This is a genomic window from Chryseobacterium hagamense, from assembly GCF_007991455.1.
In the GTDB taxonomy this organism is placed as follows: domain Bacteria; phylum Bacteroidota; class Bacteroidia; order Flavobacteriales; family Weeksellaceae; genus Chryseobacterium; species Chryseobacterium hagamense.
Window position 1 is genome coordinate 72,000 of record NZ_BJYJ01000010.1, and the last position, 16,021, is coordinate 88,020.

The window sequence follows — 16,021 nt, forward strand, 5'->3', positions numbered from 1 at the left end:
CTCTGATTTTTAAAAGAAGTCTGAAAGGCCTGAAGGTTTAAAAGTATAACTAAGCCAGAACCCTGTTGTTTCTTCTCGGGGCTTTATCGCACAGCACATCGGCAATGCTTTTGGAGATCAGGTTGCCTTCCGTAAGGTTATCCAGCCAGAAGAATTCTCCGGCCGCATTGATTTCGATAAAATAATATTCGTCTTCCGGTGAAACAATCATATCGATGGCTCCGTAATCAACGTGATAGACATCCAGAAGTTCCAGCAATTTTGCTTCGATATCCGCAGGAAGTTCCGTCGGGACCCATTTATCAATCAGGTTCACCCCGTCTTTCCTCCAATCGATTTTAGCTCTTTCCGATTGCTGGGAATCGATTTCAAAAGCATAGACATCGCGTCCGACAATCGTTACGCGGAGTTCCTTTTTCTTTTCGATTTTTTTCTGAAATTGCATCGGGCAGTACAGCAGCGTATCCAGCTCTCCGAGTTTCTCTTCAGTGATGACATTGGTAAACACCACATTTTCCACCCCGTCTTCGTAGATCGCAAAACCGGTCTGCATCTTGGCAATGACATTCCGGTGTTTTAGTACAAACTGCCTGGCTTCATCCGGGTTATTGGTAATGCAGGTCTCCGGGATTTTAAGCCCGATCTTAACGGCAATTTTCAGCTGCTCCTCCTTGCTGTCCAGCCTTCGGTAGATACTTGGCTTTCCCAACGAATACACATCGGCAGATTCAAAAAAACCGAAAAGTGTGTTGCGGATTTCCCCCAGCGCGGCACCCAGGAATTTTCCGTCCAGCTCTTCTTTAAGTCCGTTGGCCATATTGTAGGCCCTTCTGTACCAGATGGCTGAGATATCATCCAGACGGTATTTCTTTTCCGGAGTTTCCAGAACGGTGATCCATCCCCCATCTTCGAAACAGGTCGAAAGCTTATTCTGCAGAGGGTAGAGGTCGACGTCGAAGCGGATCACTTCACAGCCGTTTTTATCAATATGTTCCGTTACTTTTTCAATAGAGAAGTTATCCCCGGTATGGGTAATGATTAAAATTTTATTCATTGGTTTTCATTCTTTTTATAAGGTTATCGGCGATTTTTTCCGCAATCGGGAATCCCAGTTCTTTCTGCAGCATACCCCATTCGCCCTGTGGGTTGACTTCCAGGAAATAATGATTTCCGTCCGTGCTTCTGATCATGTCGATGGCTCCGATATACAGGCCCATTTCCTTCATCATGGAAGTAAGACCGGCTTTAATATTTTCAGGTAGTTGATGAGCTGACCAGAAATAATCTCCCTGTGCGATCCGCCAGTCCGTATGTTCGCTACTGTTGATTTTTCCGGTGAAAAATTCACCGTCCAGATAGACGATCCTCAGTTCATATTCCTTTTCGATGTAAGGCTGGAAAATCATCGGGCAATATTCAATATCCTCAATAGATTCCAGGGAATCTTCATCGATCATCTGGGTGGAAAGCAGATTTTCCCCGCCCATCGATTTAGACAGGACGCCGTGAAGCTTGGCAATCATTTTACCGTTGCACATCTGACGGAAAAAGTCCGTTATTTTCTCCGGATCGTTGGAAAAGAGGGTTGGCGGAACGGTTAAATGATGCTTTTTAGCCAGTTTTAGCTGATGGATTTTATTGCCGTCTATTTTATTTTCATTCTGGAGCGGATTGATCCACGGCACCTCTTCCAATAAGGTAAAAAGGTTGTAATGGAGACTCGCATATTCTTTCAGGAAAATTTGAGCAAAGGCCTTATCCAGCTCTTCCGGAACAGAGATTCCCCAGGACTTCCGGTGCCAGACCGCCTGTACGGATCTGGAGTCAAGGATGTTCCCGCATTCATCGGTCAGTTCAAAAAAATCTTCATGGATACTGATTCTCTGGGAATGATTCAGGCGGTCGGAATTCAGCCTGAAATACGGGATGCCTTTGCTTTTCAGATAATCAGAAAAAATATCGATGTTGTAAAAATCCCGGGAATGGGTGATGCATAGAATCATGGAGCCGTTTTATTAAAAAAGGAAACTTAAAATGTAAGTTTCCCTGTAAATTTTGTTAAGGTATGGTCACAGATTCATTAAACATTCTGTGCATCGTCATCGCCATCCGACGGGTATTTCATCGTATGCATCATATCCTGTGTAGGTTTCGTTACGGTATCTGCAACTTTAGAGGTAATAACACCATCCTGTGTTGCTATTGTCACATCGCCTCCTCCTTTGATTTTTTCAGGATCCTGGATCTGTTTTTCTAAAAACGATGCGAAAAAAGGCTTCTTTTTTGAATTCTTGTTTTTCATATGATTTAATTTTGATTGTACTCTTAAGGGTTATTAAGGGTTTGGAGTATGAGGATCATCTCCCGGCGGCACCGGATCGTATCCGCCGTCATCACTGTCGGAAGGATATTTCAGGGTAATCGGTCCGTCAATGGCTGGAGAAGTCACAGCATCTTTTTCAGGGATGGTGAGATGGTCGGTCAAAGGACTGGTTGCTCCTCCCTGAATGCCTTCAGGATGCTCGATCTGCTTTTCCAGAAACGAAGCAAAGAACGGCTTTTTGTCTTTCTTTTTCATAAGGTTTGTAATTTGAATTTGGTTGTTTGGTTTGTCTTAAAGTGCGTTTCCGCCTTCATCGCTGTCTGACGGATATTTCATGCTTACGGTATCTTCTCCCGGCTTAGTCAGGCTGTCGGCCAAAGGTGCGGTTACCGCATCTTTAAGAACCCCGGTGGAAGTTTCGGATCCTCCTTTTACTTTTTCGGGATCCTGTATCTGCTTCTCCAGAAAAGAAGCGAAGAAAGGTTTTTTGGTGTTTTTATTTTTCATGATCGGATTGGATGATATTAAACGGTTAAAGAATTCTACCGTACCATCCCTGCAGTTTCAGGAAACCGGTAGATGATCAGACGGCAGGATTTATTCGGTTTAATCCAGATCTTCAGAAGCATCGCTGTCAGAAGGGTACCTCATCGTTACGGCATCATAATTCGGAGCCGTTACATTATCTTTAAGAACCCCGGTGACATTATCTTCTTCAGGTGAAGTGATGGTACCCGAACCTCCCTTAATCTTTTCAGGATCCTGAATCTGCTTTTCAAGGAAAGAAGCAAAGAAAGGCTTTTTAGTTTTTTTGTTTTCCATAGTATTAATATTTAGTGATTTAGAAGTCACTAAAGTATTAAAAAAATTCACACTGGAAAGAATAAACTTGTATTTTAATAAAATTTTAACAAATTTAGATTAATAGAAGATTATCCTAAACGACCTTTAAAAATTCTTTAACGATCTTTGCAAAATCAACAGGGTTTTCGGCCTGTACCCAGTGTCCGGCATTTTTTACGGTAACGAATTCCGCTTTCGGGAACTGCTGCCTGATGGCAAACTGATCCTGAGGAAGAATATAATTTGATTTTTCTCCGGCGATAAATAACGTTTCCCCACTGAATATTCCGAATTTAATGGCATTGGATACAAACTCGCTATACTTTGCAGCCAAAGTTTTCAGGTTGAATCTCCAGTTGAGTCTTTTATTTTCATCCCAATACAGGTTTTTCGTTAAAAACTGGATCGTCGATCGTTCCGGAATATACCGGCTTAAAACCGCCTCTACCTCATTTCTGGAATTTACCGTACTGAAATCCACCGTTTCCAGCGCTTTGATGATTCCCTGGTGATGTGGCGGATAAGCTTTCGGGGAAATATCCACTACAATAAGTTTTTCAACTTTTTCAGGATACCGGATAGCAAACTGCATTACTGCCTTTCCTCCTAAAGAATGCCCGAGAATATGGGCTTTTCCCATTCCGTAATGCTCCATATACCGAAGGATATCGTCTGCTAAATCATCGTGGGACATTTCGTCGGAATGAAAGCTTCTTCCGTGGTTGCGGAGATCGATAAGATGGGTAGGCATCAGTTCCCCGAAATCTTTCCCGAAAGTCCCCCAGTTGTCCAGCATTCCGAATAAGCCGTGGAATACCAGCAGCGGAGTGGATGAAAGATTTTCGCCGAATATTTTTGAATTTAGGATTTGCATAGGTTTGTTTTTTGGATGGAAGATGGGTGCCGGAAGCTGGAGGTTTTCGGAGATGAAAATTTCAGCTTTTGGCATTTTAAATTGTTCTTACTGTTTTTGGTTGGGTGATGGGTGCGGGATAATGGAAGTTTGCGGAGGTGAAATTTTTAATTTTTCCTTTAATAATATAAACATCGCTATAAACTTTGTGCTCATTAACCTCGAGCTACCAGCACCCAGCTAATTTACCATTTCGCCAGTCTCTTCAAGTAAGCCTGAACCGTATTTTCCAATCCCATATACAGGGCTTCGGAGATCAGGGCATGCCCGATGGACACTTCCAGCAGGTTCGGGATATGGTCGGCAAAATATTTTAAGTTATCCAGGCTTAAATCATGGCCCGCATTGATGCCCAATCCGGATTCCGTTGCCAGAACTGCGGTATCGTAATACGGTCTGATGGCCGCTTCTTTATTTTGAGAATAATATTTTGCATAGGCTTCGGTATACAGTTCAATACGGTCGGTTCCCGTTTTGGCGGCATATTCTACCATCGCAGGATTCGGATCCAGGAAAATCGAAGTCCTGATACCTGCATTTCTGAACTCGGCAATAATTTCGGTAAGGAAATCGAAGTGCTTTTTGGTATCCCAGCCGGCATTGGAAGTAATGGCATCATCCGCATCGGGAACCAAGGTTACCTGCTCCGGTTTTACCTCCAGTACCATATCGATAAACGGCCGGTGGGGATTCCCTTCAATATTGAATTCCGTCGTCACCAGCGGTTTCAGGTCGTAAACATCTTTTCTGGTAATGTGTCTTTCGTCCGGCCTCGGATGGATGGTGATTCCCTGTCCCCCGAACTGTTCAATCTTTACGGCAGCTTCCGTTACGCTGGGTGTTTCTCCTCCCCTTGCATTTCTGATGGTTGCAATTTTATTAATGTTTACGCTTAGTTTTGTCATTTTAAATGATAATTTTTTAAATAATTCTGACCGATGGATTGCTTATCCGGAGGATTTATACCGCCAGTCCCGTCTGATGATGATAGCGTTGCAAAAATACAGATTCCAAAAACGAAAAGCAGGTTTTCCTTACTGAGATTTCGCATAGAATCCCCGGTCCTTTTTTAAATTCAGATTGAAAATCCTACACTTTTACCTGCATTACTTCAAGATCGAATGCTTTGGACGCTACCAGCAGGTGATCAAAAATATCGGACTGGATCTGTTCGAATTTCACCCACTCCGTATCGTTGGTAAAGGAATAGATCTCCAGCGGCAATCCCTGCGGCGTAATGTTCAGCTGCCGCACCATGATCGGGCTTTCTTTATCCAGTTCCGGGATCCTTTCGATATATTTCTGGGCATAAATCCTGAAGACCCCGATGTTGGTAAGCTGCCTTCCGTTGATAATCTCCTCTTTATGGGCCATGTTTTCTTTTTCCTTTTTCATGTTTACGGAACTTTCTTCCAGGTATTCCGAAATAAGGTTGATGCTTTTTAACCGCTGGATATCGTTATCCATCAGGAATTTAAACGAATTGATGTTGAAATAAATTGATTTTTTAATCCGCCTTGTCTTTTTCTCCGAAATTACCTGAAGGTTTTTGATCTCCGTGGTCAGCAGGTCATAGGTTGGAATGGTTGAAAAGGTCTTGTCGAAGTTATTGATCCTGGTCGTCAGAAGGTTGATCTCCGCAATATTTCCCTCGACATTGTACTTGGGAATGCTCACCCAATCCCCTACTTTCAGGTTTTTGGAGGTGGCTACGTGGAGCCCGGTGACAAACCCAAGAATCGTATCACGGAAAACCAGTACCAGTACCGCCGTAATGGCCCCGAGGCTTCCGACGATGGTAGATCCTTTTATCCCGAATAAGACGCATATTCCCACCACCGAGAAAATGAAAATCCCTAAAATTTTTACGGTTTCGGAAATGGCATTCAGCGCCATGATTTTATAGTAATCCTGTTTGATGACGAAATAATTCCTGAAGGCCGTGAGTCCCCGGTAGAGCATACCGGCAAAGATTAAAACAAGACCTAAATTAACAGACCGGATAATGAATTTCGTGGTATTTTTCAACGCGCCGGCGAAAATAGATTCGTGAATGCCCCCGATAATCAGAAGCGCAATCAGATGCGCGAGGGAGTTGGTAATCCTTGAGGCATACACCGAATTCACAATCGGATATTTCTCCTGATTGCGGAAGATGCTGAAAATACTGTTGATAATGATTTTCAGGATAAAATCGATGACAAAGAAGACCGCACAGAGCAGGGCCAGTTTCACAATCATATGGAATACCCAATCCAAACCCGCCGGCGAGATTTTACTTATATAAACGTACAGGGGTTCACTTAATTCCTGTATCAGATCCTTGGTTTCTTTTAACTGGTCTTTCATCAAAACAAATTTACTAATTTTAGATTCACCGAAACCCTTTAATAACGGGATTTTTCACCATAATCTATCTTAATTTTTTACATATTATTCAAAATTTAATTCAAATCATAACATATTTAATAACAAAATGACTAAATTAGTATTCTAATTAAAAAAAACTAAAGCTTATGAAAAAGTTTAATCTTCTCTTCATTTTCATTGTTCTTTTATCATTGGGAGCCTGCCGGTCGGAATCGGATACTTCAGCCGAAATGACAGTTGACCATACCGTAAAAACAGGAAAAGTCACCGGAAAAGTCATGTCCCAAAACGGAGTGAATCCCATCGGTGGCGCTTCGGTTTTTACGTTTGATGACAAGTATAAAATTTACTACACGACCTCCGATGCCGACGGAAACTTTACGCTGGAAGCTCCCGTAGGAATACATACCATCCATATTCAGACCGGTAACGGAAGCAACTTCCGGACGGAAATTTCCGCTACGGTGAAAAACAACGAAACGTTAAGCCTCGATGCGGCACAGACCAAACTGAACCAGGTGGCGAAAATCGCTTACGTAAAAGGAAGTTATGATAAAATCGAGGATATCATTCTGAGCCTGGGATATACCGCAACCGAAATTACAAACAACGACCTTACCAGCCTGCCGACGCTGGCGCAGTATGACATCATCTTTCTCAACTGCGGCTCCAGGAACAACTACTCTTCAAATCCGGCACTTTATGCCGCCGCTGAAGCCAATCTTGCCATTTTTGTGGCCAACGGAGGAAGTATCTATGCTTCCGACTGGGATGTATCTTATCTGGTAGGCGGAACCAGCAATACTTCGACCTGTGCTCCGGCTGGCGGATTTGTTCCCGATTCCAAGCTATGTTCCAAGAACATCGGAAATTCCGGTAATGTAGGGGCTACCGTAACCAACGCCGGTCTTACCACTGCTTTGGGATTCAATACGCTGAACATCAATTATGATTTGGGGGCATGGCAGAAAATCATCACTTACGATCCTGCTTACTGGGAAGTTCTGGTAAAAGAAACATCATCAAATGATGCTTTGATGATACGGACCAACCACTTTTCGGTAACCGGATTGCCAACAATACCGATTGGTAATGCCCCGACGACGACTTTTACCACGGTTTGCATTACCCTTCCGGGAAATATCCAGATCAGCCTTTCCGTTCCTCAGGCTATCGTACCGTACCTGATAGCACTGGGCGCCACCGTTGGACCTTGCTCGGGAGCTGCCAACAGCGGATATATTTACTATACGACTTTCCACAATCACGCCAGCGGAAACATCGGAAATTCCGGAGTTATCCTGAAATACGTGATCCTGAATCTATAATAAATCTCAATTTAAATAAAAAGCGGCTTTTCTGAAAGCCGCTTTTTTTATATCTTGCATAGTATAATCAAAATCTCATGGATGTCGTATTAATTGAAATTCTCTGCCTGGTCCTGCTTTTTTTGGGAATACTGGGAACTTTTCTTCCCATATTGCCCGGATTGCTGCTAAGCATCTGCGGACTGCTGATTTATAAATTCGGAACCGATGCGGACCTACCGATGATCTATGTCTGGGCATTTGTGATTTTAACAGTAGCTTCGGTAGTCCTGAATTACGTAATTCCGGCAAAAACGAACCAGAAGTACGGAGGAACCCGCTGGGGAAGCATCGGTTCAATTGTCGGGACTATCATCGGGATGTTTTTACCGATTCCGCTGGGATTTCTGGTGGGCATGTTTGCCGGCGTGTTTATCGGGGAACTGCTTCACGACAGCAAAGACATGACGAAAGCCTGGCAATCGACCAAAGGCGCCTTTGTCGGATTCATTTACGGAACAGGATTCAGCCTGGTGGTCGGGATCGCCATGTTTCTGGTCGTGCTTCTGGATATGCTCAATATTATTTAAAAATAAATTATGATACCTTATAAAGCCCTCATTTTAAGTCTGGCACCGCTTTTTTTAATGAATTGCCGTGCCCGGAAGAAAGAAAATACGATAAAAATGGAAACCAATAAACCCGGAGCGGTAAAGATGACCGCTGCCGACGGGGAAATCCTGTATTTCAAGGAAGGTGAAAACCGGTTCCTGAAAGAATACCAGATGAACGTTACCTTCAAAGGGATTTCCGAAGACAGCCGGTGTCCGAAAAACGTCAACTGCATCTGGGCAGGAGTTGCCGTGGCACAGGTTGAAGTGATGGGAACGGCCACCCGGCCGATGACGCTTCAAATTGCTACCCTTGATAACCAGGCCAGAAACTACCATTCATCCGCTTCATTCAACGGGTATACGATATCGTTAGCCGATGTTCAGCCTTATCCAAACGGTATAGACGGTGCAAAGGCGTTAAAAGGTCGATACGTCATTGGAATTACCATCAAAAAAGGAGAAAAGGCATCTACCATGAAATAGGTCTTTTACCTTTTGAAACAAGATATTCATTGATTTTGGAAAACGGCCTGCTCCCGAAAAACCCCCGGTGAACGGAGAAGGGCGAAGGGTGTGCCGATTTTAAGATAAAATGTTTGGCCGGATCAATAAGTTCGGCCTTCTTTTGTGCAAAAGCTCCCCAAAGGACAAATACGACATTCTCTTTTTTATCCGAGATTTCTTTAATGATATAATCGGTGAACTTTTCCCAGCCCAGGTCTTTGTGGGAATTGGGCGAATGTGCGCGGACCGTTAAGGTAGCATTTAACAACAAAACCCCTTGTTTGCCCCAGTCGTCCAGTTCTTTCGACGTCCTTACTACGCCTGTATCATCTTTTAATTCGATAAAAATATTTTTCAGCGACGGGGGTGCAGTTACCTGTTCGGAAACGGAAAAACAAAGGCCGTTTGCCTGATAATCGTTATGGTAAGGATCCTGACCGAGAATCACCACTTCAATATCATCAAAAGGCGTAATCTCCAGAGCCCTGAAAATCTGGTTTTTCGGCGGGAAAACTTTGGTCGTTGCATATTCCTGTTTTACTTTTTCCCAAAGGTTGGTAAAATAAGGCGTATTTTTTATCGGAGCTAAAACTTCGGTCCAGGTCATAATTTTAATTTGAAGATTTGAAAATGGTTTAATCTGAAAATGAATTTTCCTGATCGTTTTTTATTAATTTAAAATATTCATCGAAGAAAACAGCTGTTTCATCAGGATGAATATCATAAGGGTCACTAAAGGTAATATCAATTTTCTTGCCTTTATAAAAAAGAAGCTTATGTCCGGAACTTTCCATATCGATATAAGAAACTATAGCTTCCGAAACCTCTGAAAGTTCCTCAATCCATTTTTTCACGGAAAGCGATTCAACAAGCATGCTGCTCATAGCCGTCGTGACGGCAGTAAATATCAGATGATAAATACCATCTACGCCGGACTTTCTGATTTCGGAATCAAAATCTCCTATCCTTATTTTTCCGTTTCCTAAATAATAATTTTCAAAAGTCTCTTTAAAATCTTCGATATCAAAGGAATAAGGATAATGAATAGCAAGACTATTGATAATCACAGGATCTATATCAAAAATAAGAGAGGCTGTAAAAGAAAGTTGATCATGTATTTTTAAGTAGGAATTATTAGAAGCATTTTTATCATTTTTAAAATAGTGTCCACCGATTTTTACATTTTCACTTTCCCACTGTAAAAATTTGGGTTCGTCGTAATCATACAACTTTTCGCTAAACCAATGCAATGCATCAATCAGTTTTGCTTCTTTTACAAAAATTTCTATCGAGTAATCTAATCCCATTTTAAATTAAAAACAACAATCATTAAAAGAGATAAATAATCTCAGGATGATCATTAGCAAAAACATTTTTTTAAGCCAAAAAGTTTTTCTGAAACAACAGAACAGCCAGTTCATTCAGATACTCTGCTATTTCCGGCAGATACTGGAACCGTTATTTTTTCCAAGGCAATATTGTAAGAAAATCTGTGGTACATTTTTTTATTTCTTCTCCGGAAACTCCCCGTTCCCATTCTTTTTCAAAATCAAAGTTTTCTTTTTTGCTGATCTTGTTAAGTCCGCAATAATGAATGGATTTTCAAGAGAATTGATCCATTTGATAAGCTCGCTTTTTTCGGAGGACGATTCATTGTGTTTCAATTTAATGATCCAAAGATAATGATTTTACAAATTACGGACGGAAGTCTTCAGGCTGAAAACCAGATTTTCCGGAAACCCTTCATCCTTCCGTCCTTCTTCCGGTATGAAATGATGCTTTAGGAGAAGCTGCCTGGAACTTTCGTTATCCTGATGTGTCATAGCAACAATTTCATCAAGATGCAGATGATGGAAAGCAAAACCTATAACGGCAGCTAAAGCTTCTGACATGATACCCTTTCTGTGATACTCCGGCAACAATTCATAACCCACCTCAGCCGTTTTCCGGTCTTCCGAAAAATTCCACAGGCAGATGGTCCCGATAAGATGAGACTGATCCTTTAAAGAAATCCCCCAGTAAAACGTCTGCTTATTTTCAGTCCGTTCTTTAATGGTTAGAATAAACTGCAAAGCATCGTAATTGTCTTTCGGAGAGTTTCTTTGCACGAACCGGTTGATGACTTCATTGCTCCGGATCTTCAGGATATCTTCAACATGGGTTTCGTTGATTTCTTTAAGTTGCAGTCTTTTTGTTTCCAGTTTCATATATACTCTTTGATGATAGATATTTTCAAATTCCCAAATTAACTCATTTTCAAATTAAATTCACATTTTCTCACTAAATTTGTACTGTGTATATAAATAAAGAAGATTTAAACGAATTAGAGTTTCCGCAATTGCTCGCGGAAATATCTCCTTTTGCATATTCCCCGAAGACGCGGGAAAAGATTCTTGAGCTTCGTCCGATGGAAATCGGCGAGGCAGAAATTTCCCTGAAAAAAACGTCCGAATATCTTTCGAGTTTTGAAAGTTCGAATGCCGTTCCTTTTGATGAATACGAAGACATCGAAAATGAACTGAAGCTGATGCTCATCGAGAATTACCGTCTCGAAAACAGCGCTTTCATGAAAATCAAGACGCTGACGGAACAGATCGGAAAACTGCAGAAGTTTTTCCCGACCATGCCGGAGACCTTCCCTACTTTGATGGAAGATGTATTGGTCCTGGAATTTAAAAAGGAAATCATTGACAAGGTAGATAAAGTCTTTAACCGTTTCGGAGAAGTGAAAAGCGAAGCTTCACCCGTCCTGAAAGAATTACGCGCGGAAATCCAGGTGGCCAAAAAAGCCATCCAGGAAAATTTCAACCGCGCCCTGTTCAATTACGGACAAAGCGAATTCCTGGATGACATCCGTGAAACGATTATTGATGACCAAAGGGTTCTGGCCGTAAAATCCGGATTCAAGAAAAGGGTTGCGGGAAGGGTTCTGGGACTATCCAAAACAGGATCCATTACCTACATTCAGCCGGATTCCGTAGTCAAGCATTACTTCAAGCTGAAAGAAAGCCAGGAAGAGGAGAAAAAAGAGATCGATAAGATCCTGAGAAAACTGACAGCCGAACTTGCCGAGTTTCAGCCTCAGCTCTGGAGATACCAGAAATACATCTTCGATCTTGATCTGACGAGGGCCAAATCGAAGTTCGCCGAACTGATCAACGGGGTACTGCCGAAAATCAACCGTCATAAGACGTTGCGGTTAAGAGAAGCTTTCCACCCGCTTCTTTTCCTGAGAAATAAAGCAGAGAACAAAACCATTTTCCCCCAGACGCTCAGTTTAACCGACCATAACCGGATCATCTGTATTTCCGGACCGAACGCCGGCGGAAAATCGATCACACTGAAAACCGTAGGTTTGCTTCAGCTGATGATCCAAAGCGGGATCCTGGTTCCGACGCACCCGAAATCCGAAATGTTTTTCTTTGATAAGATCATGACCGATATCGGGGATAATCAGTCCATCGAAAACCATCTTTCCACGTATTCATCCCGACTGAAGAAAATGGGCGGGATCATCCGGGAAGCCGATGCGAACACGCTTCTTCTGATCGACGAATTCGGGACGGGTTCCGATCCTGAGCTTGGCGGTGCCTTAGCCGAAAGTTTCCTTGAGTTTTTCTACGATAAAAAAAGCTTTGCCATCATTACGACCCACTACACCAATATCAAACTGGTGGTGGAACAGCTTCCGAATGCCGAGAATGCCGCTATGCTCTTCAATGAGGAAACGCTGGAACCGATGTATAAACTGGAAGTCGGACAGGCCGGAAGCTCGTTTACTTTTGAAGTGGCGGAGAAAAATAAGATCCCGAGGTTCATCATCCATTCCGCAAAGAAAAAAGTGGAACATGATATCGTGAACCTGGATAAAACCATCGTTAAGCTCCAGCAGGAAAAATATGAAGTCGAAAAGCTGAAAACCGACCTTGCCGAGCGAAAGGAATCCGTTGAAGACAAGCGCGACAATCTCCAGAAACTGAACGAACAGCTTCAGCAGAAGCTCTACAACTTCCAGAAGTTGTATGAAGAGGAACACCGGAAATTACAGTTCGGGAATAAGATCGAAGCATTTATCGACAGCTATGTGAAAGGGAAATCCAGGAAGGATGTCGTTAAAGATTTTGTGAAGATCCTCGAACAGGAAAAATTCAGGAAGATCGGAGCCGATAAGGACGAAAGCAAACGCCTGCAGGTCGTAAAACGCAAAATTACCCAGCAGCTGAAGAAAGAGGAAGTGATTGATAAAATTGCGGAAACCAATGAAAAGCTGGAAGAAAAACGCAAAACCGACCGTGAGCTCTGGATGAAAGTCGGGCAGCGGGTGCGCATTACCGGAAGTACCAGCGTGGGAACCATTGAAAAAATTTCAAGAAATAAAGTCATTGTGAATTACGGAACGTTTAAGACGACCATCAACGCGGATGAACTGGAAAGGATTTAATTTTTGATCATGACGGTAAAAACGCAGATTACATTTAAGGATTTTCTGATGTTTCACCTCAAAAGTTCTTTTCCGAGGCTGATGGCTTTTTTACTGATTCTCATGTTGGCATTTATCCTGAAGGAATCGGTGGACGGCAATACGGAAAATACTCTTTTACAGTCGGTTCCGGTGTGGTCTGGTATTCTGCTTGTGTTTATGGTCATCCGGTCTTTTTTCAGCATCCGGTTTGCTTTTAATTCAAACAAAAATATCCAGGAAAGGATTGATTATACGTTTACAGAAGAAACGATCCGTGCACGGGGAGAGACTTTTGAAGAAGAATTTACCTGGAACTCCGTTTATAAAGTAAAGGAAAATAAAGGCTGGTTCCTGATATACCAGAATGCGCAGGTCATGAGTATGGTACCGAAAAAGTTTTTTGCCAAAGAACAGGTTTCAGGGCTGAGAACGATCATTAAGGCCAATCAGGTAAAAGCCAAACTCAGAAAAGATTAATCCATAAAAAATAAAGAGCGTACCATAACCGATACGCTCTTTATTTTTTTTCTTTCTGTGATAGGAGAAGCTTTTATTTTTTAATAAATTTCAGTTTTGTGACATGATCTTTGTTTCTAATCTGAATAAAATAAACCCCTTTCACAAGATCACGCACGTTAATGGTCTTGTCAGCAATTTTCCCTTTATGCATCAGTTGTCCGGCGGCATTATAAATTTCAAATTCGGTTCCTTCGATTCCGGAAATGTTTAAAACATCTGAAGCGGGGTTGGGGTAAACGCTGATATTCTGAGGTCTGTTGATTTCGTTGGCCGAAAGATTTGCAGGCGTCAACAGATAGACCCCGTAATCCTCTACTTCACCATAGCTGAAAGTTCCGCAGGCAGAGCTGGTCTGGGTTTCACTGATCATCACTCTCATAGCCACCCCGCAGGCATTTCCGGTTTGGAAAGCAAATGGCGGAACGTTAAATGTGGCGGTTGCAGCAGATGAGGCTGAAGCGCCTGACGAGAGCATCATTTCCGAAGACTGGAAAATGCCGTCGCCGTTAAAATCGATCCATGCTCTTACAAATACGGGATTCGGAGAACCCGTCCAGGTTTTGGAGACGGAAATCTGGTTGCCCGTACTGCCGATCATCAGCTGTACTTTCCGGGTGGGATCAGGACGGTAATCCGTATAATTGGAGGTTCCGGAATTACTGACCATCGGAGAAATTCCGCTTCCTGTGGGCATAACCGTCACATTAGACATATAAACAATACTAGAATCTGCCGATGCTGCAGCACAATAATTCGGAGACTGTGTCGTAAAAAGTACGGAAGGCGACCAGGCACTCGTCGAAGGAGAACCGGAGCATACTTTTGCCACCTGTACTTCATAGGTTGTACACGGCATTAAAGCTGTTATCGTAAAAGCGTTGACAGAAACCTGATTAACATTAACCCACGCAGAAGCCGGATATAATCTGAATCTTATTACATACGAAGTCACCGTCGGGTCATTCGTCCAGGTTACGGTTCCGGAAGTCATGGTAATATTCGAAACCTGTACATTGGCAGGCGCCGTATCACAGAGATAGCAATATCCGGGATCTCCCGCCGTTCCATTTCTGCTTTGAAAACATGAAATTCCTGAGAGGAAAATAAAGAAAAAAAGGAGTTGTTTTGTCATATTTAATCGGTTTAGATTGTTTCCTGAAGCTATTAGGTGCCCTAAAGATACTTAATAAATCAGCATCTTCAGTTTTTATTATATTTGAAACATGACCAAAAACCCTAAAATCTCCGGATTTTTTATCTGAAACTGCTGATTCCGGCCTTTCTGTTTTCATCAATATTCGCTTTTCAGACGGGTTTCAGTATCGGTAATTTCGGGTTCTGCTTTTCTGTAATTTTTCCTGCTTTTCATTTTTTAATATATGAACTGAGACTGAAGAATGAATATGTCTTTTTTGCCAATTTCGGTTTTTCCAGGTCTTTCCTCTGGATCATTACGGTTTCAGTCGGCCTTGCCATCAATATCATTTCTAAATTTTTATGAGTAAACTTCACATCGACAGCATTACAAAATCTTACGGGTCAAAAAAAATTCTGCAGGACATTTATCTGACGTGTGAAACCGGACAAATTGTTGCAATACTCGGAGGAACAGGCTCGGGAAAATCAATGTTACTACAGATTATTTTCGGAACCATGAAAGGCGATTCCCAGTTCATTAAGTTTAATGATGAAGTTTTAACGAAGCAATCACACCGAAGAAAGAAAATTGCTTATCTGCCGCAACAACCGATGTTTCCGAAAAACATCAAAATCAGAGAAATGATTCCTTTGTTCTGCAACCTTGAAAATACCCGTAACCTTTTTAATTCTGATCTCCTGAGACCTTTATTAGACAGAACGACCCGGAATCTCTCCGGCGGCGAAAGAAAACTGGTGGAAGTACTGACGGTCATCCATTCCGAAGCTGAATTTATCCTGCTGGATCAGCCTTACAGCGGACTCTCCCCTATCCTGACCGAAAAAGTAATGAAAATGATAAAAGAAGCATCCCACGACAAAGGATTTATCATTTCAGATTTTATGACCGAATCGGCACTGGAACCGGCGGATGAAATTTATCTCCTTAAAGACCGTTCTTTGAAGCACATAAAAGATTTAAATGAATTACAACAGCATTATTATCTGCCGAAAAGCATTTAATTTATA

19 protein-coding genes are annotated in these 16,021 nt (G+C 42.2%); 6 read left to right on the forward strand and 13 right to left on the reverse strand.

The features are described from left to right. Positions 1-49 precede the first annotated feature (49 nt). From CHA01nite_RS11045 to CHA01nite_RS11085, 9 genes are all read right to left on the reverse strand, one after another. On the reverse strand, positions 50-1,054 hold the full coding sequence (locus CHA01nite_RS11045; protein ID WP_146941438.1) for an MvdC/MvdD family ATP grasp protein: 1,005 nt from the start codon (positions 1,052-1,054) through the stop codon (positions 50-52). Continuing rightward, positions 1,047-2,003: an MvdC/MvdD family ATP grasp protein gene (locus CHA01nite_RS11050; protein WP_146941439.1), complete on the reverse strand. Its 957-nt coding sequence runs from the start codon at positions 2,001-2,003 to the stop codon at positions 1,047-1,049. The genes CHA01nite_RS11045 and CHA01nite_RS11050 overlap by 8 nt, the downstream gene beginning before the upstream one ends. A gap of 77 nt (positions 2,004-2,080) precedes the next feature. After that, positions 2,081-2,302, reverse strand: coding sequence for a microviridin/marinostatin family tricyclic proteinase inhibitor (locus CHA01nite_RS11055; RefSeq protein ID WP_146941441.1), 222 nt, complete (start codon positions 2,300-2,302; stop codon positions 2,081-2,083). Between the two features lie 33 nt (positions 2,303-2,335). Continuing rightward, positions 2,336-2,578, reverse strand: coding sequence for a microviridin/marinostatin family tricyclic proteinase inhibitor (locus CHA01nite_RS11060; protein WP_146941443.1), 243 nt, complete (start codon positions 2,576-2,578; stop codon positions 2,336-2,338). 36 nt (positions 2,579-2,614) lie between these two features. Beyond that, on the reverse strand, positions 2,615-2,830 hold the full coding sequence (locus tag CHA01nite_RS11065; RefSeq protein WP_146941445.1) for a microviridin/marinostatin family tricyclic proteinase inhibitor: 216 nt from the start codon (positions 2,828-2,830) through the stop codon (positions 2,615-2,617). Positions 2,831-2,929: 99 nt separating this feature from the next. Beyond that, positions 2,930-3,145 carry a microviridin/marinostatin family tricyclic proteinase inhibitor gene (locus tag CHA01nite_RS11070; RefSeq protein ID WP_146941447.1) on the reverse strand — a complete coding sequence of 72 codons (216 nt, stop codon included), beginning with the start codon at positions 3,143-3,145 and terminating at the stop codon, positions 2,930-2,932. Positions 3,146-3,260: 115 nt separating this feature from the next. Further along, positions 3,261-4,040 (reverse strand): alpha/beta fold hydrolase, encoded by a 780-nt coding sequence (locus tag CHA01nite_RS11075; RefSeq protein WP_146941449.1) that lies wholly within the window; start codon positions 4,038-4,040, stop codon positions 3,261-3,263. Positions 4,041-4,264: 224 nt separating this feature from the next. Then, entirely contained in the window at positions 4,265-4,984 is a 720-nt protein-coding gene (locus CHA01nite_RS11080; protein ID WP_146941451.1) for a pyridoxine 5'-phosphate synthase, read from the reverse strand. Between the two features lie 184 nt (positions 4,985-5,168). Continuing rightward, positions 5,169-6,428, reverse strand: coding sequence for a mechanosensitive ion channel family protein (locus CHA01nite_RS11085; RefSeq protein ID WP_146941453.1), 1,260 nt, complete (start codon positions 6,426-6,428; stop codon positions 5,169-5,171). A 167-nt stretch (positions 6,429-6,595) separates the two neighbouring features. On the opposite strand from CHA01nite_RS11085, the gene CHA01nite_RS11090 reads away from it, so the two are divergent. From CHA01nite_RS11090 to CHA01nite_RS11100, 3 genes are all read left to right on the forward strand, one after another. Next, positions 6,596-7,777 carry a carboxypeptidase-like regulatory domain-containing protein gene (locus CHA01nite_RS11090; RefSeq protein WP_146941455.1) on the forward strand — a complete coding sequence of 394 codons (1,182 nt, stop codon included), beginning with the start codon at positions 6,596-6,598 and terminating at the stop codon, positions 7,775-7,777. Positions 7,778-7,854: 77 nt separating this feature from the next. Continuing rightward, a complete protein-coding gene (locus CHA01nite_RS11095; RefSeq protein WP_146941457.1) occupies positions 7,855-8,346 on the forward strand; it encodes a DUF456 domain-containing protein in 492 nt (163 codons plus the stop codon). 96 nt (positions 8,347-8,442) lie between these two features. Further along, complete coding sequence (locus tag CHA01nite_RS11100) at positions 8,443-8,853, forward strand: hypothetical protein (RefSeq protein WP_228458400.1); 411 nt, start codon at positions 8,443-8,445, stop codon at positions 8,851-8,853. Here the strand turns inward: CHA01nite_RS11100 and CHA01nite_RS11105 are convergent. From CHA01nite_RS11105 to CHA01nite_RS11115, 3 genes are all read right to left on the reverse strand, one after another. After that, the gene (locus CHA01nite_RS11105; RefSeq protein WP_146941459.1) at positions 8,840-9,481 is read right to left on the reverse strand and encodes a uracil-DNA glycosylase; all 642 of its coding nucleotides are present in this window, start codon (positions 9,479-9,481) and stop codon (positions 8,840-8,842) included. The two genes, CHA01nite_RS11100 and CHA01nite_RS11105, sit on opposite strands and share 14 nt — an antisense overlap. A gap of 28 nt (positions 9,482-9,509) precedes the next feature. Next, positions 9,510-10,181, reverse strand: coding sequence for a hypothetical protein (locus CHA01nite_RS11110; RefSeq protein WP_146941461.1), 672 nt, complete (start codon positions 10,179-10,181; stop codon positions 9,510-9,512). Positions 10,182-10,562: 381 nt separating this feature from the next. After that, the gene (locus CHA01nite_RS11115) at positions 10,563-11,081 is read right to left on the reverse strand and encodes a GNAT family N-acetyltransferase (RefSeq protein ID WP_146941463.1); all 519 of its coding nucleotides are present in this window, start codon (positions 11,079-11,081) and stop codon (positions 10,563-10,565) included. Positions 11,082-11,167: 86 nt separating this feature from the next. On the opposite strand from CHA01nite_RS11115, the gene CHA01nite_RS11120 reads away from it, so the two are divergent. Together CHA01nite_RS11120 and CHA01nite_RS11125 are read left to right on the forward strand one after the other, a co-directional pair. Next, a complete protein-coding gene (locus CHA01nite_RS11120) occupies positions 11,168-13,315 on the forward strand; it encodes an endonuclease MutS2 (protein ID WP_146941465.1) in 2,148 nt (715 codons plus the stop codon). Between the two features lie 9 nt (positions 13,316-13,324). Beyond that, the gene (locus CHA01nite_RS11125) at positions 13,325-13,813 is read left to right on the forward strand and encodes a YcxB family protein (protein WP_146941467.1); all 489 of its coding nucleotides are present in this window, start codon (positions 13,325-13,327) and stop codon (positions 13,811-13,813) included. 73 nt (positions 13,814-13,886) lie between these two features. Here CHA01nite_RS11125 and CHA01nite_RS11130 read toward each other — a convergent pair whose 3' ends face one another. Further along, on the reverse strand, positions 13,887-14,987 hold the full coding sequence (locus CHA01nite_RS11130; protein ID WP_146941469.1) for a GEVED domain-containing protein: 1,101 nt from the start codon (positions 14,985-14,987) through the stop codon (positions 13,887-13,889). Positions 14,988-15,352: 365 nt separating this feature from the next. On the opposite strand from CHA01nite_RS11130, the gene CHA01nite_RS11135 reads away from it, so the two are divergent. Beyond that, positions 15,353-16,015, forward strand: a complete 663-nt coding sequence (locus CHA01nite_RS11135; RefSeq protein WP_146941471.1) for an ATP-binding cassette domain-containing protein — start codon at positions 15,353-15,355, stop codon at positions 16,013-16,015. Positions 16,016-16,021 lie beyond the last annotated feature (6 nt).